The sequence below is a fragment of the Pseudomonas sp. NPDC086581 genome, assembly GCF_044746165.1.
Classification (GTDB): Bacteria; Pseudomonadota; Gammaproteobacteria; order Pseudomonadales; family Pseudomonadaceae; genus Pseudomonas.
This window is the reverse complement of the sequence record NZ_JBIVBR010000007.1, coordinates 34,696-58,496: the sequence shown is the minus strand read 5'-3', so window position 1 is coordinate 58,496 and position 23,801 is coordinate 34,696. Positions and strand designations below refer to the sequence as shown.

Genomic DNA, 23,801 nt, shown 5'->3' with positions numbered 1-23,801 from the left:
CCTGGCTGCACCGGAGGCCTGCGCCAGGATCCCCTGGCTGTTAGTATCGCCCTAGGTAGTGATCGCCCCGCGGTTGATGATCGTCTGGTTGGCCGTCACAGTCAGGGCGCGGATTCCGCGCTGCCGGTTGCCTCTGGCGACCAGCTCGCCACTGTTGTCGATCGTCGCGCCGCCTGCGCCCGTACCGGACTTGTAGGTGGTATTGGCGAGGATTGCCGCACCGGTACCATTCACATCAATGCGCGGGCCCGTGTAGGTGATGCTGACGTCCTGTCCTCCGGTCTCGGCGCGTAATCCGTAGGCATCGATCCCCGTCCCTTCCCCACCAGCGCCTTCGGAATGTGTGTTGATGGTCCCGCCGGAGCTAACCGTTGCCTTCCCTGCCAGCGAGGTTACGTAGATGCCGTGGGCTTGTGTGCTGAGGGTTTCCAGTTTGTTGCCGGTGTAGTTCACCGTCGCATCACCATCGGCTGAGTCGAGACGAATGGCGCTCGCTCCGGGTCCGCTCGTGACGATGTCCCCGCTGTAGTCCACCGTTCCGTTCTGCGCCGCGGTGATGATGATGCCATTGGCCCGCGTGGAATCCGGCCCGTTTCTGACGGTGATGTTGCCGCTGCCGGTCAGGCTGAAATTGCCCGTGCCGCGCTTGATCACGTAGATCCCGCGCGAACCCACCGGGTCGGTGGCATTGCCGACCACCAAGTCGCCATAGTTCTGGATGCTGATGTCCCCGGTCGCCCCGATGTTGTCGTTCACGTAGATAGCGTGGGCGTTATCACCAGTCGTCGTGATGTCGCCGCTGTTGACGATATGAATGCTGCCGGTGGTGGAGATGGAGCGGATGCCGAAGCCGTTCTGTCCATCGGTGGTAATGCTGCCGGTGTTGGTGAGATTGGTCGTGCCCGTGCCGCCCTCGGTGAATATGCCGAAAGCGTTCAACCCCATGCCACGAATAGTCGCAGCGTTGCTCACTGTTGTGTTGCCGCTGATGGCTCGGGTATGCAGCCCCGCATGGTTGCCAGTGCCAGCTTGGGGATCGTTCTCGTCATCGATGTTCGGGTCGCCGCCGGACAAGGGATCGTTGTTATCGACCGTCAAACTTACCCCCGCCCCCACTGTGGCGGTTACGTTCCCACCAAGGGCTCCCTTGAGCCAGATGTTGTTGCCGCCGTAAGTGAGGATGCTGCCAGTACCAGCATGCTGGAACACGATGTCTCCACCGCCAGAGGCATTCACGTCAATACCGTCGCGCTCCGTACCAACCGCGCGATTATTGATGTTCACCTCGGTACCGGCACCGACCAGCACTGTCGATGCTCCAGCGTTGGTATTGATGGCGGCTACAGCGTCCAGGCCGCTGCCTCCCGACTGGATGAGGTTGCTACCACTCTGGAAGTTGATGAGGGCTGCACCAGGCCCTGAGACGCCGCCCAGGATCTGAGCCTGTACGGCACTTACCGCGGTGGGCGGCGTGCTTTGCACTCTGGTGCTGTTGAGCAGGATGCTCGAGCTCGCGTTTGTGGATCGGACTAGCAGTGCGTTGCCTGCTGTCGTAGTCACCTGGGTGCCGGCCAGCGTCGTGATGTCGGCCGCGACTCCGCTCGCCGGAGTACAAGTCTGGGTTGTCGTATACGTGCCGCTTTGCTGCCCACAGACCGCATGGGCAGTCTCCGGCAGCATCACCAGGGCAAACGTGTTGGCTATGGCAACGCCCAGCGCGGATCTGGTTGAAGCGGGCTTGGAGCGCCGCGTGAATGGCGGGAGCATGGCGAACCTCCTTGTTGCAGTTACATCCGTGGCAGTTTCTTTGCCTCGGCGGCACGCCGTACTCCTTCCCTCGTCGTGAACTTCTGCCGGCTGACACTTGTATGCGAAATGTAGTTCATGGCGTCAAAATCGCTATCGATGAAGCGCAGATATTGGAGGCTCGAATTGCAGCGCACGACGACTGCCATGGCTCGGCACCTGCCCCTCCTCAGCGGCGGCAAGCGGCCAGAGGCAGAGACTCAGCAAGCGCCCTGACCACCTCTGGCCTCTGAAAATACTCAGTTGTCGTACCATTGAGGCGTCGAGTGCTCTTTACCCATGCCGACCAGAACGACTCTTCCAAGAGATAGTGGGCTCTGCCGAAAGGTACTGAGCGGCCACACTGAGATTCGTCGAAATGTACGCTATGAGCCGGCAGTTGCAGTCGACAAGCGACTGCGTTCCCTGTACGCCTGCACCACGATGCCGTTCAGTCCAGTAGAGCTGTTGTGCGCGGGACGTCGGGCAGACGGTTACGCTGGCCAATTCCAGTCCATGTTCCAGTGCCACAATGACTGCACATCACCGGTGCGGCTATCCACGAACAGCGATCTCGATTCGCTGATCGATCTGGAAGCAATCGCCCAGCAGGAACTGAGGCGCGGAGAGCTCATCACACAGGCGATCCCGGTCGGACAATGCTGGGGCGCAACGGTTGTGCAAGCCGCCGCACGCACTGGCCGTGCATAGCCCAGGTCTCCTGAAGTCCGCTATGGATCGAAAGCCCCCCGAAGATCGGATATCGTCCTCCGGTAATCCAAACGACCGCAGAGGCGGACTCCCCATGAACATCGTCATCCCCGATGACTACCAGAACGCGATCCGGACACTCGATTGCTACAGCCAGCTGGCCGGGCACAATGTGCGCGTGCTGCATGACCTGGGGCCCGCTTCGGCGGACGAGTTGGCAGCGCGCTTTGCCGATGCCGACGCGCTGGTGCTCACCCGCGAGCGCACCCGCATCAACGCTGCGCTGCTCGACAGGCTGCCCCGGCTCAAGCTGATCAGCCAGACCGGCAAGGTGTCCGGCCACCTCGACCTGGACGCCTGCACCGAGCGCGGCATCGTGGTGACCGAGGGACGGGGCTCGCCCGTGGCGCCCGCCGAACTGGCCTGGGCACTTATTCTCACGGCACGCCGGCAACTCGTTCCTGCCATCGAAGCCTTCAAGGCCGGGCAATGGCAGGTCAACCTGGGCCACGCGCTGGCCGGGCAAACGCTGGGCATCTGGGGCTACGGCAAGATCGGCCAGCGCCTGGCGCGCTATGCCCAGGCGTTCGACATGCCGGTGCTGGTCTGGGGCAGCGACGACAGCCGGGCGGCCGCCATCGCCGACGGTCATCAGGCGGCAGCTTCGCGCGCGGCCTTCTTCGCCGAGGCGGATATCCTCAGCCTCAACCTGCGCCTGTCCGAAAGCACTCGCCATGGCGTCACCTTCGCGGACCTCGCGGGCATGAAGCCCAGCGCCCTGCTGGTGAACATCAGCCGCGCCGAGCTCATCGCCCCTGGCGCTCTACTGCAGGCTCTGGACGCCGGTCGGCCAGGCTACGCGGCCGTGGACGTCTTCGAGCAAGAGCCGCTGCTCGCCGACGATAATGACCTGCTGAAGCATCCCCGCGCGCTCTGCACCCCGCACCTGGGGTACGTGGAGAAGAACGGCTACGAGCTGTACTTCGGCGATGCCTTCGACAACGTGGTGGCGTTCTTCGGCGGAGCACCGAAGAACGTGGCGAATCCGCAGGCCCTGGCGAACAGGCGGGCGGACAACTCCTAGCGAAGACTGTTTCGCCCGCGCACTGCAGTGCCAGGTAGCAATGCAGGCAGCTGAAAGGCGCCGCTGACAGATGGAAAAACGTCGGTGCGCCGCCTTCCCAAGCGCCACGGGCACCCGGCAAGATAGACGCATTCGCCGCCGATTTTCGGTGGCCCTCTTCTGCCTTGTGCCACCGGAGTCGAATGCAACCGCGCGACCTTGCCGCCTATCTGTTCCTTGCGATCGGCTGGGGGCTGTCCTTTCTCGTGCTGCTCAAGGCCATCGCCGGGTTCGGCTGGGTTGGCGCAGTCAGCTTCCGCGCGCTGATCGCCAGCTTCACGTTGTTCGCGGTGGCCAAACTATCCGGGCGCCGGCTGAATTTCGAAGGGCTGTGGAAGCCACTCTGCGTGGTCGGCGCCACCACGGTGGCCGGCCAGCTGATCGGCATGACCTACGCCACCCCGCGCATCGGCACGGCCATGGCGGCGATCTTCGTCGCCGGCATTCCGCTGTTCTCCATGCTCATCGGCCGCCTCTGGGGCTTGGAGCGCATCACCTGGAGCGGCCTTGGCGGGCTGGTGCTGGGCTTCTGCGGGATGGTGCTGCTGGTGGGCTTTCCGGCAGTGCCGATCACCCACGAATTCATTCTCGGCAGTGCGGCCTCGGTGTTCGGCGCGGTGTGCGCGGCCTTCGGCAGCAATTACGCGAGCCTGAAACTACGTACCGCCGGGCCCTGGGAAGTGACCTGCGGCGCCTTCCTGGTCGGCGGCCTGATAACTCTGCCGTTGCTGATCTGGGTGCCGGTGCCGGGCACTCCACAGCCCATCGATTTCCTCTTTCTGCTGCTGTGCGGCTGCGTGCTCAGCGCGGTGAACTACGTCGTGTACTTCCAGCTCGTCGCGCGTATCGGCGCCACGAAAACCATCAGCGTGGAATTCGTCGTCACCGTGGTCGCCGTGCTGGTGGGTGCACTGGTGCTGGGCGAAAGCCTGTCGCTGATGCAAGGCGTAGGCGCGCTGATCATCCTGCTCGGCTGCGCCCTGGTGCTCGGCCTCGTGCCGGGCACCAGGGCACGCGCGGTCAGTTGACCGCCTGCACCGGGACGGCGTCTGGCGCGGCGTCGTCGCGGTCGATCACTTCCATGGGCAGGCGCGAGGTTTCCCGCAGCAGCCAGGAGCACACCGCCACCAACAAGAGCGCCGCCGCGCCGTAGAGCGCCACGCCGAACGGGTTGCGCTCGGTGGCGATGAGAATGGCGGTGGCGATGCTCGACGCCGTGCCGCCGCCCAGTGCCGCGCCGATCTGGTAGCTGAACGAGATGCCCGAGTAGCGCATTTCCCGCGGGAACTGCTCGGCGAGGAATGCCGGGATCGGCCCCTGGGTCGCGCCCATGAAGAAGCCCACGGCGACATAGGCCAGCAGCGCCAGCGCCAGGTTGTGCAGGCCGATCAGCGGGAAGAAGGCGAACAGCCCGAGCGCCATGATGGCCGCCCCGAAGATCATCACCACGCGCCGGCCGAAACGGTCCGACAGGTGCCCGAAGAACGGCGCGGAGGCGACGATGGCCACCGACAGCGAGAAGTCGAACAGCAAGGCATGGCTGCTGCTGTAGCCGATGTCGGTCGCGTAGGCGAGGAAGAAGGTGCTGCCGATATAGGCAATGGTGACGTAGCCAAAGGCGATGCCGATGCACAGCAACAGCTCGCGCGGGCGACGGCGAAAGGCCTCCATTAGCGGCATGCGCGCCTCGACTTGCGGCGCGGCCTTGGGCTGTGGCGTGGCGTTCTGCAGGCGCGCATAGAGACCGACCAGCACCAGCAGGCCGCCGAGCCAGAACGGGATGCGCCAGGCGATGCCAGAGAGGTCGTCGTCGAACGCGAAGCTGACGATGGCGAACACCGCCGAACCGAAGATCCCGCCGATGCCGATGCCCATGCTCGTGAAGCTGCCCCACAGGCCACGGCGCCCCTTGGGCGCGACCTCGATGCCGAACAGCGCTGCCCCGCCCCACTCGCCGCCGGCGGCGAAACCCTGCACCAGGCGCAGCAGCACCAGCAGAACGGGCGCGGCCGCGCCGATGCTGGCGTGGGTCGGCAGGAAGCCGATCAGCAGGGTGCTCAGGCCCATCAGCACGAGGGTGGCGACCAGCGCCTTCTGCCGACCGTAGCGGTCCCCCAGGTGGCCGAACACAACGCCGCCCAGCGGGCGGGCGAAGAAGCCGGCGCCGAACGCCGCGAAGGCGACCAGCACGGCGGTCAGGCGATCCATGCCGGGGAAGAACAGCTGCGGGAAGATCAGTGCGGCGGCGTAGCCGTAGATGACGAAATCGTAGAACTCCAGCGCGGTGCCCATGCCGGAGACGCAGAAGGTGCGAAAGGCCGAGCGCGAGCCGGGAGCTGCGGGCGTGTGGTCGATCATGGCGGTTCACTCTTGTTTTTGTGGCAACACGAAACCCGCGCGGCGGCCGGCGGGCCGTCACGGGGCGTTGGTTTGGCAAGTGGTGATACGTAGGGCGCACAATCCAAAACGGGTTATCCGCCGGTAGCTCGGCGGCGGATAACGCTGGCGCGTTATGCGCCCTACGACGGGAGGGAGAGCGTCAGAACCGCAGGAACCCCTCATCCGCCAGCTTCTTCGGCGTGCCGGCCACGTACTCCAGCGCACAGCCAGCGGTATCCAGGCCGATGCTCAGCAGGGTCTCCCAGCGTTCTGTGTCCGGCTCGGACATGTCCGGGTGGAAGCACACCACCGCCTGGTCGCCGTCGGTGCCGCAGAAGGCATCGGCGCGCTCGCGCAGGGCCTTGCCAGTCATGCCGGCAGTGCCGGCCTTGAGGTGCTCCAGGCGCGCGTAGGTGGTGGACACGTCGGCCGTGCGCTCACCCCAGCTCAGTTCGCCGTCGAGGAAGTGGTTGGTGTGCAGCAGCCAGCCATCCTCGCGCGGCACCACCACTGCGGTGTGCGCCGGGCTCATCTCGATGCTGGCGGCACGGGCACGCACGTCATTGCGGGTGAAGACGGTCAGCACGGTGGACGCACTGACCCGCGCCGAGCGCGCCATGTCGATGGCTTCGGTAACGCTGGTGGCTTCTTCCAGCACGCGGCGGGCGATGGCATGCACCGGCACGCCGGCGCTGCCGTCGTCACTGGCGTGGTGCAGGATGTTGAAGTGCACGCCAAGCCCTGCGCTGTTCACGCCGATCTTGCCGAGCATGCCGAACTCGGTGAACAGCTTGGCGGTCAGGCCGGTGCTGCCGGTGAAGCCCAGCAGCAGGCCGTGGGGCACCAGGCTGTCGTGCCAGTCCCAGGTCTGCAGGCTGCGCGGGGCGGCCGCACCCGCCGGAGCGTAGACGGAGGTGGAGCATTCGCCTTCCACCGGTTGCTCGGGCATGACCGCGAGAATTTCGGTGCGCGCGTTCAGCGCCGCCAGCTGCCACAGCGGCAGGCCGACGCCCAGGGCCAGGCCTTCGACTTCTTTCGCCAGGGCCGGGCACCAGTCGGCCAGCGCCGCGAGGCTGGCTTCGCCGATGGCGCGCGCCTTGTCCATCTCCACGCCGACGCGCGGGAAGAAGTCCAGGTACAGCGCCACGGTCTGGCGGATCTGCTCGGCGAAGGTTTCGCCGATCTGCCGGCCACGCTGCAGCGGGTCGCGGATGTCGGTGGTGAAAGTGTGAAGAATCACGGCAAGGCTCCTGCAATTGCTTTTTGAACGAGGCCGGAGCGCCGGAGCGCTCCGGGTGAATCAGAGTTTATCGCTTGGTCGACTATAGACTTCGCGGCCGGCGAACCAGGTCTTGAGAACCCGGGTATCACGCAGTGCTTCGGGCTTGACCGTGAACACGTCGCGGTCGAGCAGGATCAGGTCGGCCTGCTTGCCCGGCTTGAGCGAACCGATGCTCTGTTCCAGGCGCAGGGTGCGCGCGGCATTGAGGGTGTAGGCCTGGAACATGGTCTGCCGATCGATGTCCTCCGCGGCGTTGAGCACGCCCTTAGGGCCGACGCGCTGGATCGCCTGGTAGATGGCCTTCCACGGATCGGGCGTGGTGATTGGCCAGTCGCTGGCGCCGGAAATGGTCGCGCCGTTCTTCAACAGCGAGCGCGCCGGGTACATGTGCAGGTAGGCCATGGCGCTGACGTAGGGCTTGACCAGGTCGACGCTGTTCTCGTCGGCGGCGGCCCAGTACAACTGCATGGCGGCGATCACGTCGAGCGCCTTGAAGCGGGGGAAGTCCCTGGGGTTGACCATCTGCAGGTGGGTGATCGAATGCGGGATGCCGCTGTGGCGATCCTTGCGCGCCTGCTCGATGCCGTTGAGCGATTCGCGCACCGCACGGTCGCCGATGGCGTGGATGTGCACCAGCCAGCCGCGGGCGTCGGCGGCGCTGACCAGCTCGCCGAAATGCTTCGGGTCGATCAGCAGTTCGCCGTACTTCTTCGAGTTGCTGTAGGGCTCCAGCATCGCTGCGCTCTGCGCCGGCACTTCGGCCACGCCGTCGGCGAAGACCTTGATGCCCGGCAGGGTCAGGTTCTCCACGCCGATGAACTGCTGGCGCACCTTGTCCAGTTCGTCGAGGTCGGCAGGGGTCGCCTTGGAGTCGGCCATCAGCAGGGCCGCGACGTGAGCGGTCAGCCCGCCCTCTTCCGCCAGCATCTTGTAGGCGGGCAGCACGCCGACGGAATCGTTGTGGATGTCGCCGCCGGGGTTCTCGTTGGCCAGGGGCTCCATCCACGCGGTGATGCCCAGCTCGTGATAGTAGCTCTGCGCACCCTTCAGGGCCTTGAGCAGTTCGTCGTTGCTCGCCAGCGGCAGCAGCGCCTGCACCGGGTAGAGCCCGGCATCCACTAGGAAGCCATTGGGCTTGCCGTCGGCGTCATGGCCGATGGTGGCCTGCTCTTCGCCTTTCAGAGACTTGACCTTGGCGACGTCGATCCCGGCGAGGTCGAGCAGCGCCTGGTTGGCCCAGCCGGTGTGGTAGTCGCCGCCGGCCAGGAGAATCGGCTGCTTCACCCATTCGCCCTGGTTGAAGCGCTGCTGCAACTCGCCGATCTCGTCCCAGTACGCCGTCGGCACGCCACCGACATAGAGGAATTGGCCACGCCGCGCACGGCCGTCGTCACGCCACTGGCGCAGCTTGCTCTCGAATTCGGCCAGCGGCAGGTCCTGGTTGTCCAGGTTGGCCTGGAGCATCTGCAGGCCGCCCTTGACCAGGTGGGTGTGGGCGTCGATGAAGCCGGGCATCAGCACCTGGCCGTGCAGGTCGATGACTTTCGTTGCCGGCTGCTGGAGCCTGAGGATCTGCGCGTCGGAGCCAACGGCGAGGATGCGGCCGTTCTCCACCGCCACCGCCTGTTGCAGCGGCTGGCCGGGTTCGGCGGTGTAGACCTTGCCGCCGTGGAAGATGAGATCGGCGGCGGCCATAGTTTCCATCGAGGAAAAAGCGCAAGCCGCCGACACCAGCGCCGGAATCAGTAGTTTCATCGCAGAGCCTTCGTTATTGTTGATCTGTGACGAAGGTTAAGCAAAAGCCCCGGCGGCTTTAACACTGACTTCCCGCACAACTTCTGTTCCTATCAGGAAGCAATACCAGGAAGCAATCCATGGACAAGATGACCGCCCTCACCATGTTCGTCGCCACCGCCGACCACGGCGGGTTCAGCCGCGCCGCCGAACAGCTGGGCAAAACGCCATCAGCGATCACCAAGGGCGTGGCGCAGCTGGAGGCCGACCTCGGCCAGCGCCTGTTCGAGCGCACCACAAGGCGCATGGCGCTGACCGAGGCCGGGCACATCTACCTGGAAGGCGCGCGCTCGGCGCTGATGCAACTGCAGCGCGCCAGCGAGGAAGTCGAGCAATTGCAGACCGAGCTGCGCGGCAGCCTGCGCATCGTCTCGCCACCCTCCTTCGCCCCGGCCTTTTTCAACGCGGTGTGCTGCCGCTTCCTCCGCGAGCACCCGCAGGTGCGCCTGGAGGTAGACCTGCTGGACGAGTTCGTCGACCTGGTGGAAGGCGGCTACGACATCGCCCTGCGCGACGGCCCCATCGACCTGCCGGACGTGATCGCCCAGCCGCTGCTCGAAAACCGCCTGATGCTCTGCGCCAGCCCCAAATACCTCGCGGAAAAGGGCCTGGACGTGACGCTGGAGAACTACGAGCAGCACGACTGGCTGATCTTCCGCCACCCGCTGCTGAACCGGAATTTCTGGTGGGTGCAGAGGGACGGCGAACGCATCCGCATCCGCCAGCCGGTGCCGCGCATCGCCAGCGACAACTACGACTTCCTGCTCTCCTGCCTGCTCGATGGCCAGGGGCTGCAATTCCTGCCGCAGTGGAGCGCACTGCCCTACCTGGAAAGCGGCGAACTGGTCGAGCAGCTACCCGACTGCTGGCGCGACCAGAGCGCCTTCGGGCCCTGGGTACATGTGCTCTACCTGCCGCACCGACGCAGCACGCGCAAGGTACGGGTGTTCATCGACTACCTGCGCGAGCATTTGCAGGGGAAGGGCCTGGTCTGAGCCGGAGCGACGGCATTCCCCTGTAGGAGCGCGCCCTGCGCGCGATCGCGGGCATGGCGCGCTCCTACAAGGGAATGCCGGCGTAGGGCGAATAACCCGGAACGGGTTATTCGCCCCCCTCACATCACTTGATGTACCAACCCCACGGCTGGTCGCTGAGGTACTCGGTGACCTGCTTGGTCTCCAGGTAGTTGTCCAGCCCCCATACGCCCAGCTCACGGCCGATGCCGCTCTGCTTGTAGCCGCCCCAGGGCGCCTGGGTGAAGGTCGGCTGGGAGCAGTTGACCCAGACGATACCGGCGCGCAGGCCGCGGCTCACGCGCTGGCAACGCGACGGATCGGCAGACATCACCGCTGCCGCCAGGCCGAACTGGCTGTCGTTGGCCAGGCGCAGCGCCTCGGCTTCGTCCTTGAAACGACGCACGGCAAGCACTGGGCCGAAGATTTCCTCGCGCCACACAGCGCTCTCCAGCGGCGCGTCGATGAACACGGTCGGCTCGACGAACCAGCCTTTCTCTCGATGGGCCGGACGCTTGCCGCCAGTGACCAGCTTCGCCCCATCGCGCACACCGGCCTCGATGGCCTGCAACACCTTGGCGTGCTGGCCGGCGCTGACCAGCGGGCCGAGCAGCACGCCCGGCTCAAGGCCGTTGCCGATGGTGATGCGGCGGGTTTCTTCCACCAGGCGCTCGATCAGCCGGTCATGCAGCCCGTCCTGCACCAGCAGGCGCGACGTGGCGCTGCACACCTGGCCCTGGTTCCAGAAGATGCCGAACAGGATCCACTCCACGGCTGCCTCGACATCCGCGTCATCGAAGACGATGAACGCCGATTTGCCGCCCAGCTCCAGGCTCACGTTCTTGATGTCCTGGGCCGCCGCCTGCATGATCGCGCGCCCGGTCGGCACGCTGCCGGTGAAGGCCAGCTTGTCCACGCCCGGATGCGCCGAGAGCGGCGAACCGGCGTCACGGCCCAGGCCGGTGACCACGTTGAGCACGCCCTTGGGCAGGCCCACGGCATCGGCGGCTGCCGCCAGCTCCAGGGAAGTCAGCGGGGTCAGCTCCGAAGGCTTGAGCACGGCGGTGCAGCCAGCGGCGAGAGCCGGGGCGACCTTCCACGAAGCCATCAGCAACGGGTAGTTCCACGGGATGATCTGCCCGGCCACGCCGACCGGCTCGCGCAGCACGCGGCAGGCGAAACGCTCGTCGGGCAGCGCGACCACTTCGCCCTCGTCATTCAGCCCTTCGGCCAGCTCGGCGTAGTAGTCGAAACAGCCGATGGCGTCGTCGATATCCCACTGCGCCTCGGGCAGCGGCTTGCCGTTGTCCTGCACTTCCAGGCGGGCCAGGTCTTCGCGGCGGCCACGCAGGTTGTCGGCGATGGCGCGCAGGTAGCCGGCGCGTTCCTTGCCGCTGCTGCGACCCCACTCCCCCTCATCGAAAGCCCGACGCGCGGCCAGCACGGCGCGGTCCACGTCCTCGCCGGTGGCAGCGGCGACTACGGTCAGTATGGCTTCGCTGGAGGGTTCGTACACCTCGAAGCGGCCGCCTTGTGCGGGTGCCTGCCACTGGCCGTCGATATAGAGCTGGTCGCGCATGCGAAGGTCTCCTGAGCTTGTTTGAATGCTTGTCGGCCGAGCATAGGGAAATGGGCACGGGGTTGATAACGCGCGCGCCGTGCATGCGGGCACGCGCGGAACTCCTCGCTGGAGCAACTGGCCTCTCTGGAAAATTCGGCGTTGTGCTGCCCCTCACCCCAGCCCTCTCCCTCAGGGAGAGGGGGCAAATCATGCCGGCTGATAACAAAGACTCCCCCTGGCCGGTCGGTCCCCTCTCCCTTTGGAGCGGGGCGCGCAGCCAGGGCTAGGCTGAGGGCCGATCCGAGCGCAGAAGTTTCATACAGGAGCGAGCTTGCTCGCGAACCGCCCGGCACTGGAGTCGCCGGAAACACGTTCGCGAGCAAGGACTAGGCGTCCCCCTCGGTCCTACGAAAACATCACGCCCGCTGCTGTTCCAGATAAGCCTTCGGCGACAACCCCGTCTCTTCGCGGAAGCAGCGGTAGAAGGTCGACAGCGAACGGAACCCCGCTGCCCGCGCCAGTTCATCAATGCGCGTGACGCTGGTGGCGCCGTCGAGCTGGCCGAGCAGGTGGCGCAGGCGCAGCTGGTTCAGGTACTGGTAGAAGCTCAGCCCCAGCACCTGGTTGAGGAAATAGGAAATCTGGTTCCGCGTGTAGCCGGTGGCCGCCGCGACCTGGGGCATGTCCAGGTCGGGGTTGAGGAAGGGCCGGGTCTGCTGAAAGTACTGCTGGATATCGCCGCCGAGCAGGCTCAATTGCCGCGCGGAAAGCCCCAGGCGACTGTCGGCCATGCGTGGTTGCGGCTCGCTGGCGACTTTTTCCGGCTGGCCGACCAGCGCGGCGTGCTCGTTGACGCGGATGATCCGCCCGTCACGCACGGTGTAGGCCTCGGTGGCGCGGAAGGACACCAGCCCCTGGGTGCCACGCAGGGTCACCTGGTACTGCAGGAAGGCGGTGTCGCCGTCCACCCGCAGGCGGTCGGCGTAGACCTGAGACTCATCCCCTGCTGCGGGCATGCTGGTCTGCAGGTAATCGCGCAGTTCGTGCGGCGCGATCCGACGGCCTTGGAAGAAATCGTTGTACTCCACCTGCTGGTCGAACAGCGCCATCAGCGCCTCGATGTCACGACGACGCCAGGCCTGGTGATAATTCATGACCACCGCGTGGGTAACGGCGCTCGCCGGGTCGGGCTGGTAGGTCGTGTCTTCGAGCGTGGCGCTCCAGCCCTGTTGTTCACTCATCGCTTTCCCCTGCCGGTCTTGGCCGGCTTCTACTGCTCCGGGCGTGCCCGCAAAGAGCGGCTAGCCGTATGCCTGGGCACCCCGGAGCGATTACAAAACTCGGACACGGCCCGAAGACCGCTTTTTCTTCCGACATTCTGCCGGAGTTTTCCGATGACATCCGCCCTTCTTGCGCACGCCACTCCCCGACCTTTCTGGCTCGACACTCTCGATCCCGCTCCCGCCGCACCGGCGCTGGAAGCGGATCGCCGCTTCGACCTGGTGGTGGTCGGCGGCGGCTTCACCGGTCTCTGGACCGCCCTGCACGCCCGCCTGCGCTGGCCCGGCGCGAGCATCGCGGTGGTCGAGGCGCGTCGCTGCGGTGGCGAGGCGAGCGGGCGCAACGGTGGCTTCTGCGCGCCGAGTATTTCCCACGGCGTAGGCAATGCCCTGCGCCGCTGGCCGGAAGAAGCCGAAACCCTGGTACGCCTGGGCCGTCAGAACCTCGACGAGTTCGAGGCGGACCTGAAGCGCTTCGGCATGAACGTGGAGTTCGAGCGTCGCGGCAAGCTCAGCGTCGCCATGCAGCCCTGGCAGGTCGAAGGCCTGCGCGGCATGCAGAGCAACTACCAGCGTTTCGGCATCGACTGCGAGTGGCTCGAAGGCGCGGAACTGGCGCAGAAACTCGACTCGCCGATGTACAAGGCCGGCGTTTTCGAACCCAACTACGCACTGCTCAACCCGGCGAAGATGGCCGCCGAGCTGCGCCGGGTATGCCTGGACCAAGGCATCGAGCTGTTCGAGAACACCCCGGTGCACGAGCTGCACCAGCGCGGCGACCGCCTGATGCTGCGCTGCGATCGTGGCGAGCTGGAGGCCGGTCAGATCGCCCTGGCCACCAACATCGCCCCGCCGCTGCTCGGCCACCTGAACTCCAGCGTGATCCCCGTGTACGACTACTCGCTGGTCACCCAGCCGCTCACCGAAGACCAGCTGAGCGCCATCGGCTGGGTCGACCGCTACGGCATCGCCGATGCCGGCAACCAGTTTCACTACCTGCGCAAGACCGCCGACAACCGCATCCTCTGGGCCGGCTTCGACGCCATCTACCACTTCGGCAGCCGCCGCGACGAGGCCCTGACCCAGCGCCCGGAAAGCTTCCAGCGCCTGGCCGAGCAGTTCCGCGAGGCCTTCCCGCAGCTCGGTCCGGTCGAGTTCAGCCATGCCTGGGGCGGCATTATCGACACCTCGGCGCGCACCACGCTGTTCACCGGCTGCGTGCTCGGCGGGCGCGTCGCCTATGCGCTGGGCTTCACCGGCCAGGGCGTGGCGGCCAGCCGCTTCGCTGCGCTGAACATGCTCGACCAACTGGGCGGCGAAAGCACTGAGCGCACCCAACTGCGCATGACCTCGCAGAAGCCCTTCCCCTTCCCGCCCGAGCCGCTGCGCTACCTCGGAGTACGCCTGGCCCAGCGCTCGCTGGCCAAGGAAGACCGCACCGGCCGCCGCGACCTGCTGCTCAAGACCTTCGATGCCTTCGGCGTCGGTTTCGATTCCTGATGGAGAACCTCATGTCCACCCTGCCCCGCCACGTCATCGACTTCGCCAACCCCGAACTCGCCCCGCAGGAGCGCGAGATCAACGATCCGGCGATCGTCGATGCGCCGTACCAGAGCCGCAGCTGGCGGCACTTCAGCGCTCCGGAAAAGAACGCCATTGCCGGCATCTGGGAAGCCGGCGTGCACCTGGAGCGCTGCGAGTGCGACTACGACGAGCTGTGCCACATCCTCGAAGGCACTGTGCGCCTGACCGACGCCGATGGCGTGGCGAAGACCTTCGGGCCGGGGGATTCCTTCGTGGTCGCGGCGGGTTTCAAGGGAACCTGGGAAAACCTCACGCCGGTGCGCAAGGTGTATTTCATTCTCGGTTGAGTTCGGCGTTGCAGGTGTTCGCGAGCAAGCTCGCTCCCACAAGGGGTGCCACACGCTCTGCGTAGGAGCGAGCTTGCTCGCGAATCTGCGGACCTGCACCCTGACCTGGAACGCCGGTAAGCCGTACGTCCCCCCAAGCTCCACAACCGCTTGAAAGGGCTATAACTAGCGAAACGAAACGGCAGGTCGCCCAGGATCAACCCTGTGACGACAGCCCCTGATGGCCCTTTCCCTTTACCCGGATCAGGCTTCCCCAGCCTGATCGGCGCCCGCGGCGCGGAGCGGTTTGATGAGTTCCAGAACCTGGCGATGGGCTCGCAGGAGCCTTCCTGGCTGCATCGGACTGGCACTGCTGGTCGCACCGCTTTACTCCAATGCCCTTTACCGTTGCCAGGCCCGGGACGGCACCGTCAGCCACAGCAGCCATGCCATCGCCGGTGCCCACTGCACGCTTCAGAACGGCAAGACAAGCCAGACCAGCAAGTCGGGCGCGACTGCCGACGCCAGGTCGAAGGCCGCGCCAGCCTCCGAGCGCGGGGACAAGCCGGGCGCAGGGCGGGTTCGGGTGTACACCTTCGTCCACAAGGGTGTTCGGCAGTATGTGAGCCGCCGCCCGGTCGGGATCTCGGCGCGGGTCGATGTGATCGATGTGTATTACATCAAGGGCTGCTACTTGTGCATGGCACCGAAGGACTTCAACGTCGCCAACCTGCGCCTGGACACTCGCTCCTACCGACGGGAAATCGAGTCGGCCTCGACCCGTTACGGCGTCGACCAGGCATTGGTCCGCGCGGTGATCCATGCCGAATCGGCGTTCCAGCCCAATGCGATTTCCATCGCCGGCGCCCAGGGGCTGATGCAGTTGATGCCCGACACCGCCGAGCGCTTCAATGTCAGCAACCCCTTCGATGCGCGGCAGAACATTCGTGGCGGCGTGCGCTACCTGGCCTGGCTGCTCAAGCGTTTCAACGGCAATCAGCGGCTGGCGCTGGCGAGCTACAACGCCGGTGAAATGACCGTCGACAAGTACAACGGGATACCGCCCTACAGCGAGACGCAAACCTACGTCGCCCGCGTACAGTCGCTGACCGAGCGCTATCGCGATCATCGCTGAAGGTACTGCGGCGAACCGCATTTGAAGGAACGTAGGGCGCGCAACCTGGCACAGGTAATCCGCCGGGCCGTCCACGGCGGATAACGCTGGCGCGTCATGCGCCCTACGCAAGCGATGAATCCGGCACGAACGGATCGCGCCGTAGGCTCAGCCGAACTTCCACCCCGCCGTCGCCAGCCGCGTGTCCAGCGCGGCGAGATCGGCTTCCACTCGCGCCGCCGGTTCCGGCATGTAGGCCAGCGGATCGGGCAGCGTCGACGGCTGGCCGAGGAAGCCTTCCGTTGCGGCATGCAGGCAGTACGCGCTGTAGGCCGGGTTGTAGCCGCCTTCCTGCACTACCAGCAGGCGTCCCTGGCAGAGTTCGTCGGCCAGCGCGCGGGCGCGGCGGGCCAGGCGATTGAAGCCCTGCATGGTCACCAGCTGGCGGCCGTTAGGGTCGAACTGCGAGGCGTCCAGACCGTTGGCGATGACCAGCAGGTCCGGTTTGAAAGCCCGCAGCGCCGGCTCGACGAAGCGGCTGAAGACCATCTCGTAGAGCTGGTCGCCCGAGCCCATGGGCAGCGGCAGGTTGAGGTTGCTGCCCAGTCCCGCACCGTAGCCGCGCTCGTCGGCCGCACCACTCTGCGGGTGGCTCGGCCCCCAGGCGCCGTGGTCCATGTGCAGGGACACGGTGAATACCGAAGGATCGTCGTAGAAACCTTCCTGGGTGCCGTTGCCGTGGTGCACGTCCCAGTCGACGATGGCCACCCGCTCCAGCCCCGCCGCCTGCGCGGCGCGCGCGGCAACCCCGACGTTGTTGAAGAAGCAGTAGCCGTCGGCCATGGCCGGCGCGGCGTGGTGGCCCGGCGGGCGTACCAGGGCCATGGCCGGGTTGCCGGTCGCCAGCACGCTTTCCAGTGCCAGCAGGCTGGTGCCGGCGGCGGCCAGCAGGCCGGCGAGACTGCCGGCAGACATCAGCGTCGTGCTGCTGAAGCGCTTGCCCTGGGCATCGGCCTCGAAGATGCCGCGCAGGTAGTCGGCATCGTGGAAGCGCAGCAGTTCTTCTTCGCTGGCATGGCGACCTTCGTGCCACCGCAGCGAAGAGGCAACCGGCCCGCGCTGGAGGATGGCCCGCATGTTGAGCAGCCGGGGATTGCTCTCCGGGTGCAGCAGTTGCTCGGCCAACAGGTCGCTGGGCGGCGCCTCGAACACACCAGCGGCGGTGTCGTGGCGCAGCACGTCGTCGTGCCAGAAAATATCCATCGTGTGACTCATCGGAAACCCTCGGACTTCATTACTGCGCCCGCAGGCGCAGACACGCTTCAATCAGGTTCATACGGGTTTGCATTCAGCTGGAGAACCAGGCGGGCGGCCGAAGACAGTGCTTTAGCACGGCAAGGCCGCCCAACGACGTTATACGGCTGAAGGCGAGCCCGTATCAGTCGATGATGGTGAGTTCCGGCGGTATCTCCGACAGGCTCGCCGAGCCCTTCTCACCACACAGCACGGTGTCGCCGAGCTTGATGCCGAAGCCTTCGCTGTACAAGGACAGGTTGGGCTCGATGGAGAACGACATGTTCGGCTGGAACACGTGGTCGTCGGCCTCGTCCACCATCATCGCTTCCAGCCAGGTCGGCGGGTACGCCAGGCCCAGGCTGTAGCCGATGCGGTGTACGCGGGTACGCGAGAGGTCGATGCGGTCGAGTATCTGGTTGCACACGCGGTTGGCCTCGCCCACCGGGGTGCCCGGCTTGGCGATATCGATGGCCGCGTTGAAGGCCTCGGTGAGCAGGGTCGCCACTTCCTTCACCCGCGGACTGGGTTTGCCGATCACCGCGGTGCGCATGAGGATCGCGTGGTAGCGGTTGCACACGCCGGCGTGCTCGAGGATCACCACGTCGCCGTGGCTGATGGTCTGGCGGTGCGGCATGGCGTGGGTCATGGTGCTGCGGCGGCCGGTGGCGCACATCGGGCTGATCGCCGAGTACTCGCTGCCGGCGCGGCCCAGGGCGTTGGCGACGATGCCGGCCACTTCCACTTCCGAGATGCCCGGACGCAGCGCGTCGAAGGCGGCCAGCATGCCCTGGTCGGCCATGCGCGCGGCGCTGCGCTGGTACTCGATTTCCTCGGCGGTCTTGATCAGGCGGTTCTCGGCGACCAGCGGGCCGGCGTCCTCGAAACGCGCTTCGGGCATATAGCCCAGCAGCGCGTTGTACTGCGCCGGGGAGAAGGTCGAGGCGGTCATTTCCAGGCCGATGCGCGCCTGGGACAGGCCGGCCTGGGCGAGCACGTCGGCGACGATTTTCAGCGGGTCCTGTTTGGCGATGTCGTAGAAGATCGCCTCGTTGATGCACGACAGCTCCCAGGTGCAGGGCTCCTCGCTGGTGCGGGTGAGGAACACCGGTTCGGCCAGCTTCGGCGAGATGATCAGCGCCTGGTACCAGAGGAAGCCCAGGCTGTCGAAGCCGGTCAGGTAGTTGATGTTGTCCGGGTAGTTGACCACCAGGGCATCCAGGCCACGATCGGCCATGCGGCGTTTGACGGCTTCGACGCGTTGACGGTAGGTGCGCGCGGGGAAAGCGGTAAGCATGGGGATTCCCTCCTCAGGGACAGGCAGGTGCTTTGCTACAGAGTGGTTGGGGTCGCCAGCGCGGCGACCGGATGTGAGTCGGGGTGGATCAGGAAGGCGGTCGCTGTCGCTCCAGGTACATGCGCAGCAGCATCACCGCCAGGGTGAGGACAATCATCAGGGTGGACACGGCAGCGATCGCCGGGTCGAGGTTGTAGCGCAGGCCGTCCCAGATGCGCTTGGGCAGCGTCACCACGTTCAGGCCGCTGGTGAACAGGGTCACCACCACTTCTTCCCAGCTCATCACGAAGCCCATGAAGAAGCCGCCGAGGATGCCGCCGCGTACGTTGGGCAACAGCACGTGCCAGAGCGTCGGCCAGAGCCCCGCGCCGAGCGAGCGCGAGGCCTTGTACAGGCTCTGGTCGAGCCGCGCGTAGGCCACCAGCATGGCGATCACCGAGTACGGCAGCGCCATCAGCAGGTGGCCGAAGCCGACGCCCAGCAGGTTGTCGAGAATGCCCAGGCGCGCGTCGAGGTAGTAGATCGACATGGCCGAGACCACCTGCGGGACGATCATCGGAAGCAGCACGATCAGTGTCAGCACAGTGCGGAAGCGCCGCTGCAGCCAGATGCCGGTGGCGAACAGGAAGGCCAGCGCGGTGGACAGCGCTCCGACCACCAGCGCCAGGCCCAGGCTCTGCAGGATCGACACCAGCCACGCGCCATCGAACAACGTCGCGTAGTGGCGCAGCGACCAGCCGCCCTCCGGGAAGGCCAGGTAACGCTGGTTGCCGAACGACAGTGGCACGATCACCAGGATCGGCAGCAGCAGGAACAGTGCGGACAGCACCAGCGCGGCCCAGGATAGCCAGCGCCCCAGCGGCGGACGCGGCAGTTGCGACTTTTTCACGCCCTTGGGCATGGCGGAGAGATAGGTTCCCTGCGGGGTCACAGCTCATTCCTCCCGAGCAGGCGGCGGTAGCCGATGAGTTGTCCGAACAGCAGTGCGCAGCCCACCACCAGCAGCATCAGCACGATGCTCAGCGCCGCGCCCAGCCCCCAGTTGGACAGCTGGAACATCTGCACGTAGATGTACTCGGCGAGCATCGCGGCCTTGCCGCCGCCCAGCAGCGCCGGGGTGACGAAGCAGCCGAGGCTGAACACGAAGACGATGGCGGACGCGGCGACCACGCCCGGCAGGGTCAGCGGGATGAAGATGTCCTTGAGCGTCTGCCAGTGGCTCGCACCCAGGCTGCTGGAAGCGCGCAGCAGGCTGTCGTCCACCTGCTTCAGCGAAGACAGCAGCGGCAGCACCGCGTAAGGCACCATGAAGTGCACCATGCCGATCAGCGCGCCCAGTTCGTTGCGCACCAGCGGCGGCGGCGCGTCGAACCAGCCGGTGGCCATCAGCCCCTGGCTGACCAGTCCACCATTGCGCAGCAGCACCAGCCAGGCGAAGGCACGGATCAGCATCGACAGCCAGAACGGCAGCAGCACGAACAGCTCGATCAGCTGCCGGCCGCGCGGCGTCGCGAAGCGCCAGCGGTAGGCGATCAGGTAGGCGATGGCGACGCTGATCGCGGTGGTCAGCAGGCAGATGCGCAGGGTGCGCCAGATCACCGCCTGCAGGTTGGCGTTGTCGGCGATGGCCGCGTAGTTCTGCGTACCCCACTCCGGCAGGCTGAAGCTCCAGCCGAGCACGCCGAGGGTCGGCAGCAGATAGCCGACCACGACGAGTACCGGCAGGGGCAGGATCAGCAGGCCGTAGACCGGCAGCACGCCCGGTGCGAAACGTCGCATCTCAGCCACCGATCAGCGCGAGGTAGCGCTCCAGGGTTTCGCCGTAGTGTTCGGCGTGCCACTTGTTGTTCAGCGACACCTGCTTCTTCAGGTTGTCCGGCGCGGTGGGGTTGATTGCCTGCAGCTGGGCGCTGAGCAGGTCGTTGGCCGCAAGGTTCACCGGGCCCATGTTGTAGACCTCCATGAGCTTGGCCTGGACTTCAGGTCGAAGGGCATAGGAGATGAAGTCCATGGCCGCCTTGGCGCCGGCCGGGTTGTTCTTGGGCACCATCCACACCGAGGGCGAGACGATGCCGCCGTCGAAGCTCCAGTCGATCTTGCCGGCGGTGTCGTTCTTCACCAGTTCGGCGCGGGTGTGCCACATCTGCGCCATGCTCACCTCGCCATCGCGGATCAGCTGCTGCGACTCGGCGCCGGTGGACCAGTGGGTGGCGATGTGCGGCAGCAGCTCCTCGATCTTGCGCAGCGCGCGGTCCACGTCCAGCGGGTAGAGCTGTTCCGGCGGCACGCCGTCGGCCAGCAGCGCGCATTCGAGGTTGGCGCTCATCCACTTGTAGAGGGTGCGCTTGCCCGGGTACTTCTTCACGTCCCAGAAGTCGGCCCAGGACTTGGGCGGGTTCTTGCCGAACCGTTCGTGGTCATAGCCGATCACGTAGCTGTAGGTGTAGTTGGCGAGGCCGAAGTCATGCACGTCGCCGTAGCCGATCAGCGATTTGTCGACGATGCCGAAGTCGATGGGGGTGAGAAACTTGTCCTTGCCCAGCCGGTAGGACGAATACATCTCGCCGTCGCACACGTCCCAGCGCACCGCGCCGCTGCTCACCTGGGTCTTCAGGGCGCCCTCGGTGGGGCCGCTGCCGTCGACTTTCAGGGCCAGGCCGGAAGCCTGGTCGAAGCCGCCGAAGCTCTTCTCGAAGGCCGGCACCGCATCACCGCCCCAGTTGGCCAGCACCAGGTTGCCGCCGGCTGCGAAGGCCCGGCCGCCGGCGCCGAACGGCAGCGCACTGGCGGCGGCGAGCAGCAGCAGGCTGCGGTTGAAATCGCGGCGGCTGATGCCGACGCGCTCGCCCTTCTGGGCGGCGATTTCGATGGCGTCTTCGATGAAGCCTTGGCCTGCTTTTACAGAGTCGCTCATGTGATTGCTCCCCGATCGTTTGTTTTCGTTATGGGTTAGTCAGGCGGACAACAGGTGGCAGTGCTGCGGCGACCAGCTGCACCAGTAGCGCTGGCCGCTGCGCAGGCTGCCCAGCAGCGGGTGCGACACCGGCAGGCGCAGGTCGAGGCGATCGCCCTGCTCCAGGGTCAGTTCGAGATTGACGTGGGCACCCTGGTAGGTCGCGGGGCCTGCGGTGGCGCAGAGGCCGTTGTCGCGGCCGGCGTCCTGCAGCGGGCGCAGGTCGATGTGTTCCGGGCGCACAGCCAGCCAGCTCTTGCCGCCCTGGCCGGCATTGGGCGTATTGGCCACGCGCAGGTGCTGGCCCCGGAAATCGCAGAGCGTGGCCTCGGCTTCGCGACCGACCACGCCGACCTCCAGCAGGTTGGTGTCGCCGAGGAAGTTGGCGACGAAACGGCTGGCCGGGCGCTCGTAGACCTCGCGCGGGGTGCCGACCTGTTCCAGGCGGCCCTTGTTGAACACGGCGATACGGTCGGACAGCGCCAGGGCTTCTTCCTGGTCGTGGGTAACGAAGACGAAGGTGGTGCCGAAGTCCTTGTGCATGCGCGCCAGCTCGCCCTGCATCTCCTGGCGCAGGCGGCGATCGAGGGCAGACAGCGGCTCGTCGAGCAGCAGCAATTTCGGCTTGAACACCAGCGCGCGGGCCAGCGCCACACGCTGCTGCTGGCCGCCGGAGAGCTGGCTGATGCCGCGCCCACCCATGCCGGCGAGGCCGACGCGCTCCAGCACCTCGGCGACCCGGCGCTCGATCTCCGCGCCCGGCACCTTGCGGATGCGCAGCGGGTAAGCGACGTTCTGCGCCACGCTCATGTGCGGGAACAGCGCGTAGCCCTGGAACACCACGCCGAACTCGCGCTGGTCCGGCGACAGGTGGGTGATGTCGCGGCCGTGCTGCTCGATGCGCCCTTCGCTGGGTTCGACGAAGCCGGCGAGCATCATCAGCGTGGTGCTTTTACCGGAGCCAGACGGCCCCAGCAGCGTGAGGAATTCGCCCTGGCGGATACTCAGGCTGAGGTCGCTCAGGACCTGCAGGTTGCCGTAGCGCTTGCCCAGGCCGAGCAAGTCGACGAAATGCTGCATGGCGGATCTCCAGCCGTTTTTTCTTGTTGATCGGTGTTGGCGTGGGCTCATCTTCTGTGCAAATTTAACTAACGACAATTCAATAGATTTCCACCTGAATCGTTAGTCAAATTCACCAAAGAAGGTCCTTCATGCGTCAGAACAGTGCGTTTCGCATGCCCTCGCTCATCGCCCTGCGCGCTTTCGAGGCGCTGGTCCGCCAAGGCAGCATCAGCCGCGCGGCGCTGGAGCTGCACGTCACCCACGGGGCGGTCAGCCACCAGGTGAAGAAGCTGGAAGAGGAACTGGGCATGGCGCTGGTGGAGCGCCAGGGCAAGGGCGTGAAGCTGACCCCGGCCGGGCGCCAGCTGAGCCAACAGATCAGCAGTGCCTTCGACCAGTTGCGCGACATCCGCCGCGCCCTGCCCACCGAGGAGCCCGCCGGCGAACTGCGCATCGCCTGCGCCCCGGCGCTATTGGCGCGGGTGTCGTCGCTGCTGGAGAAATTCCTGCGCAATTACCAGGAGGTCGCCCTGCACCTGCTGCCAATGAGCAGCGACCTGGGCCAGGTAGACATGGTGATTTCCTTCGGCGAGACACACATCGAAGGCCAGCGCTTCGCCGCGCTGGGCGATATCCGCTACTTCCCGGTGTGCAGCCCGCGCCTGCTCAACACCCAGGAACACCTGCGCAAACCCCGCGACCTGGCGCGCCAGGTGCTGCTGCACGAGGACGACGGCTTCGACTGGAGCCGCTACTTTCTTGCCGCCGGCGTGCCCGGCCTGCAGGCACGGCAGAACGTCTTCCTGCCCGACGCCTACCTGACCATCCGCGCCGCCCTGGCCGGCGGCGGCGTGACCATCAGCGACCACATCCTGGCTGGCGAAGAGTTGCACCAGGGACGGTTGGTACGCCTGTTCGACATCGACTTCCCGGCGCCTCACCCCTACTTCCTGATCATCCCGCCCCACGGCAACCAGGCCCTGGCACGGGAATTCGCCGACTGGCTGCTGCATGAGCTGGAGGCGATTCCGGCGTTTGACTGATGCAGTTGTGCCCTTCGCAAAAGCGTCAGGAAGAACACCCATCGTACATTGGCGCTCTACGGCAATGCCGGCGCTGGGCGTTCGCGAGCAAGTTCGCTCTTACAGGGTGCGGCGATACGGCTCTTCGTAGGAGCGAGCTTGCTCGCGAACGGCACGGCACGGCACGGCACGGCACGGACCGTAGGGCGCATAACGCGCCAGCGTTATCCGCCGTTGTGGCATCGGCGGATAACCCGTTCCGGGTTATGCGCCCTACGGGAC

20 protein-coding genes are annotated in these 23,801 nt (G+C 66.0%); 7 read left to right on the top strand and 13 right to left on the bottom strand.

The features are described 5' to 3' along the window. Positions 1 to 51: 51 nt before the first annotated feature. Positions 52 to 1,767, bottom strand: a complete 1,716-nt coding sequence (locus ACIPK7_RS15365; RefSeq protein ID WP_401088653.1) for a beta strand repeat-containing protein — start codon at positions 1,765 to 1,767, stop codon at positions 52 to 54. Positions 1,768 to 1,787: 20 nt separating this feature from the next. After that, entirely contained in the window at positions 1,788 to 1,955 is a 168-nt protein-coding gene (locus ACIPK7_RS15360; RefSeq protein WP_192432744.1) for a hypothetical protein, read from the bottom strand. A gap of 635 nt (positions 1,956 to 2,590) precedes the next feature. On the opposite strand from ACIPK7_RS15360, the gene ACIPK7_RS15355 reads away from it, so the two are divergent. Together ACIPK7_RS15355 and ACIPK7_RS15350 are read left to right on the top strand one after the other, a co-directional pair. Beyond that, a complete protein-coding gene (locus ACIPK7_RS15355) occupies positions 2,591 to 3,580 on the top strand; it encodes a D-2-hydroxyacid dehydrogenase family protein (RefSeq protein ID WP_401088651.1) in 990 nt (329 codons plus the stop codon). Between the two features lie 182 nt (positions 3,581 to 3,762). After that, positions 3,763 to 4,647 (top strand): DMT family transporter, encoded by an 885-nt coding sequence (locus ACIPK7_RS15350; protein WP_401088649.1) that lies wholly within the window; start codon positions 3,763 to 3,765, stop codon positions 4,645 to 4,647. On the opposite strand, the gene ACIPK7_RS15345 is transcribed toward ACIPK7_RS15350, so the two are convergent. From ACIPK7_RS15345 to ACIPK7_RS15335, 3 genes are all read right to left on the bottom strand, one after another. Further along, entirely contained in the window at positions 4,640 to 5,977 is a 1,338-nt protein-coding gene (locus ACIPK7_RS15345; protein ID WP_401088647.1) for an MFS transporter, read from the bottom strand. The two genes, ACIPK7_RS15350 and ACIPK7_RS15345, sit on opposite strands and share 8 nt — an antisense overlap. A 181-nt stretch (positions 5,978 to 6,158) precedes the next feature. After that, positions 6,159 to 7,238, bottom strand: coding sequence for a C45 family autoproteolytic acyltransferase/hydolase (locus tag ACIPK7_RS15340; RefSeq protein ID WP_401088646.1), 1,080 nt, complete (start codon positions 7,236 to 7,238; stop codon positions 6,159 to 6,161). A gap of 60 nt (positions 7,239 to 7,298) precedes the next feature. Further along, a complete protein-coding gene (locus ACIPK7_RS15335) occupies positions 7,299 to 9,035 on the bottom strand; it encodes an amidohydrolase (RefSeq protein ID WP_401088644.1) in 1,737 nt (578 codons plus the stop codon). Between the two features lie 119 nt (positions 9,036 to 9,154). Between ACIPK7_RS15335 and ACIPK7_RS15330 the strand changes: the two genes are divergently transcribed. Further along, positions 9,155 to 10,069 carry a LysR family transcriptional regulator gene (locus ACIPK7_RS15330; RefSeq protein ID WP_401088642.1) on the top strand — a complete coding sequence of 305 codons (915 nt, stop codon included), beginning with the start codon at positions 9,155 to 9,157 and terminating at the stop codon, positions 10,067 to 10,069. A 124-nt stretch (positions 10,070 to 10,193) separates the two neighbouring features. Here ACIPK7_RS15330 and ACIPK7_RS15325 read toward each other — a convergent pair whose 3' ends face one another. Further along, a complete protein-coding gene (locus tag ACIPK7_RS15325) occupies positions 10,194 to 11,666 on the bottom strand; it encodes an aldehyde dehydrogenase family protein (protein ID WP_192432751.1) in 1,473 nt (490 codons plus the stop codon). Positions 11,667 to 12,064: 398 nt separating this feature from the next. Next, the gene (locus ACIPK7_RS15320) at positions 12,065 to 12,802 is read right to left on the bottom strand and encodes a helix-turn-helix domain-containing protein (RefSeq protein ID WP_401088989.1); all 738 of its coding nucleotides are present in this window, start codon (positions 12,800 to 12,802) and stop codon (positions 12,065 to 12,067) included. A gap of 240 nt (positions 12,803 to 13,042) precedes the next feature. On the opposite strand from ACIPK7_RS15320, the gene ACIPK7_RS15315 reads away from it, so the two are divergent. From ACIPK7_RS15315 to ACIPK7_RS15305, 3 genes are all read left to right on the top strand, one after another. Further along, a complete protein-coding gene (locus ACIPK7_RS15315; protein WP_192432753.1) occupies positions 13,043 to 14,428 on the top strand; it encodes an FAD-binding oxidoreductase in 1,386 nt (461 codons plus the stop codon). Positions 14,429 to 14,439: 11 nt separating this feature from the next. Further along, complete coding sequence (locus tag ACIPK7_RS15310) at positions 14,440 to 14,799, top strand: cupin domain-containing protein (protein WP_192432754.1); 360 nt, start codon at positions 14,440 to 14,442, stop codon at positions 14,797 to 14,799. Between the two features lie 289 nt (positions 14,800 to 15,088). Further along, positions 15,089 to 15,913, top strand: coding sequence for a lytic transglycosylase domain-containing protein (locus tag ACIPK7_RS15305; RefSeq protein ID WP_401088640.1), 825 nt, complete (start codon positions 15,089 to 15,091; stop codon positions 15,911 to 15,913). Positions 15,914 to 16,060: 147 nt separating this feature from the next. Here the strand turns inward: ACIPK7_RS15305 and ACIPK7_RS15300 are convergent, their stop codons facing one another. The 6 genes from ACIPK7_RS15300 to ACIPK7_RS15275 form a co-directional block, all read right to left on the bottom strand. Continuing rightward, positions 16,061 to 17,155, bottom strand: a complete 1,095-nt coding sequence (locus tag ACIPK7_RS15300; protein WP_401088638.1) for a hypothetical protein — start codon at positions 17,153 to 17,155, stop codon at positions 16,061 to 16,063. A 175-nt stretch (positions 17,156 to 17,330) separates the two neighbouring features. Next, complete coding sequence (locus tag ACIPK7_RS15295; RefSeq protein ID WP_401088636.1) at positions 17,331 to 18,482, bottom strand: M24 family metallopeptidase; 1,152 nt, start codon at positions 18,480 to 18,482, stop codon at positions 17,331 to 17,333. A gap of 88 nt (positions 18,483 to 18,570) precedes the next feature. Beyond that, positions 18,571 to 19,413: an ABC transporter permease gene (locus tag ACIPK7_RS15290; protein ID WP_401088635.1), complete on the bottom strand. Its 843-nt coding sequence runs from the start codon at positions 19,411 to 19,413 to the stop codon at positions 18,571 to 18,573. Then, positions 19,410 to 20,261 carry an ABC transporter permease gene (locus tag ACIPK7_RS15285; RefSeq protein WP_401088633.1) on the bottom strand — a complete coding sequence of 284 codons (852 nt, stop codon included), beginning with the start codon at positions 20,259 to 20,261 and terminating at the stop codon, positions 19,410 to 19,412. The genes ACIPK7_RS15290 and ACIPK7_RS15285 overlap by 4 nt, the downstream gene beginning before the upstream one ends. 1 nt (position 20,262) lies before the next feature. Beyond that, positions 20,263 to 21,396, bottom strand: a complete 1,134-nt coding sequence (locus ACIPK7_RS15280) for an ABC transporter substrate-binding protein (protein ID WP_401088631.1) — start codon at positions 21,394 to 21,396, stop codon at positions 20,263 to 20,265. A 39-nt stretch (positions 21,397 to 21,435) separates the two neighbouring features. Beyond that, the gene (locus tag ACIPK7_RS15275; RefSeq protein ID WP_401088629.1) at positions 21,436 to 22,515 is read right to left on the bottom strand and encodes an ABC transporter ATP-binding protein; all 1,080 of its coding nucleotides are present in this window, start codon (positions 22,513 to 22,515) and stop codon (positions 21,436 to 21,438) included. Positions 22,516 to 22,646: 131 nt separating this feature from the next. Here ACIPK7_RS15275 and ACIPK7_RS15270 point away from each other — a divergent pair, with 131 nt between their 5' ends. Continuing rightward, positions 22,647 to 23,540, top strand: a complete 894-nt coding sequence (locus ACIPK7_RS15270; RefSeq protein WP_081516854.1) for a LysR substrate-binding domain-containing protein — start codon at positions 22,647 to 22,649, stop codon at positions 23,538 to 23,540. Positions 23,541 to 23,801 lie beyond the last annotated feature (261 nt).

Excerpts from the sequence above, each read along its gene's own strand:
- ACIPK7_RS15365 (WP_401088653.1), bottom strand. The coding sequence starts at position 1,767 with ATGCTCCCGCCATTCACGCGGCGCTCCAAGCCCGCTTCAACCAGATCC.
- ACIPK7_RS15310 (WP_192432754.1), top strand. The coding sequence starts at position 14,440 with ATGTCCACCCTGCCCCGCCACGTCATCGACTTCGCCAACCCCGAACTC.
- ACIPK7_RS15275 (WP_401088629.1), bottom strand. The coding sequence starts at position 22,515 with ATGCAGCATTTCGTCGACTTGCTCGGCCTGGGCAAGCGCTACGGCAAC.
- ACIPK7_RS15285 (WP_401088633.1), bottom strand. The coding sequence starts at position 20,261 with ATGCGACGTTTCGCACCGGGCGTGCTGCCGGTCTACGGCCTGCTGATC.
- ACIPK7_RS15360 (WP_192432744.1), bottom strand. The coding sequence starts at position 1,955 with ATGGCAGTCGTCGTGCGCTGCAATTCGAGCCTCCAATATCTGCGCTTC.
- ACIPK7_RS15280 (WP_401088631.1), bottom strand. The coding sequence starts at position 21,396 with ATGAGCGACTCTGTAAAAGCAGGCCAAGGCTTCATCGAAGACGCCATC.
- ACIPK7_RS15325 (WP_192432751.1), bottom strand. The coding sequence starts at position 11,666 with ATGCGCGACCAGCTCTATATCGACGGCCAGTGGCAGGCACCCGCACAA.
- ACIPK7_RS15330 (WP_401088642.1), top strand. The coding sequence starts at position 9,155 with ATGGACAAGATGACCGCCCTCACCATGTTCGTCGCCACCGCCGACCAC.
- ACIPK7_RS15335 (WP_401088644.1), bottom strand. The coding sequence starts at position 9,035 with ATGAAACTACTGATTCCGGCGCTGGTGTCGGCGGCTTGCGCTTTTTCC.
- ACIPK7_RS15270 (WP_081516854.1), top strand. The coding sequence starts at position 22,647 with ATGCGTCAGAACAGTGCGTTTCGCATGCCCTCGCTCATCGCCCTGCGC.
- ACIPK7_RS15315 (WP_192432753.1), top strand. The coding sequence starts at position 13,043 with ATGACATCCGCCCTTCTTGCGCACGCCACTCCCCGACCTTTCTGGCTC.
- ACIPK7_RS15300 (WP_401088638.1), bottom strand. The coding sequence starts at position 17,155 with ATGGATATTTTCTGGCACGACGACGTGCTGCGCCACGACACCGCCGCT.
- ACIPK7_RS15355 (WP_401088651.1), top strand. The coding sequence starts at position 2,591 with ATGAACATCGTCATCCCCGATGACTACCAGAACGCGATCCGGACACTC.
- ACIPK7_RS15350 (WP_401088649.1), top strand. The coding sequence starts at position 3,763 with ATGCAACCGCGCGACCTTGCCGCCTATCTGTTCCTTGCGATCGGCTGG.
- ACIPK7_RS15305 (WP_401088640.1), top strand. The coding sequence starts at position 15,089 with ATGAGTTCCAGAACCTGGCGATGGGCTCGCAGGAGCCTTCCTGGCTGC.
- ACIPK7_RS15345 (WP_401088647.1), bottom strand. The coding sequence starts at position 5,977 with ATGATCGACCACACGCCCGCAGCTCCCGGCTCGCGCTCGGCCTTTCGC.
- ACIPK7_RS15320 (WP_401088989.1), bottom strand. The coding sequence starts at position 12,802 with ATGAATTATCACCAGGCCTGGCGTCGTCGTGACATCGAGGCGCTGATG.
- ACIPK7_RS15295 (WP_401088636.1), bottom strand. The coding sequence starts at position 18,482 with ATGCTTACCGCTTTCCCCGCGCGCACCTACCGTCAACGCGTCGAAGCC.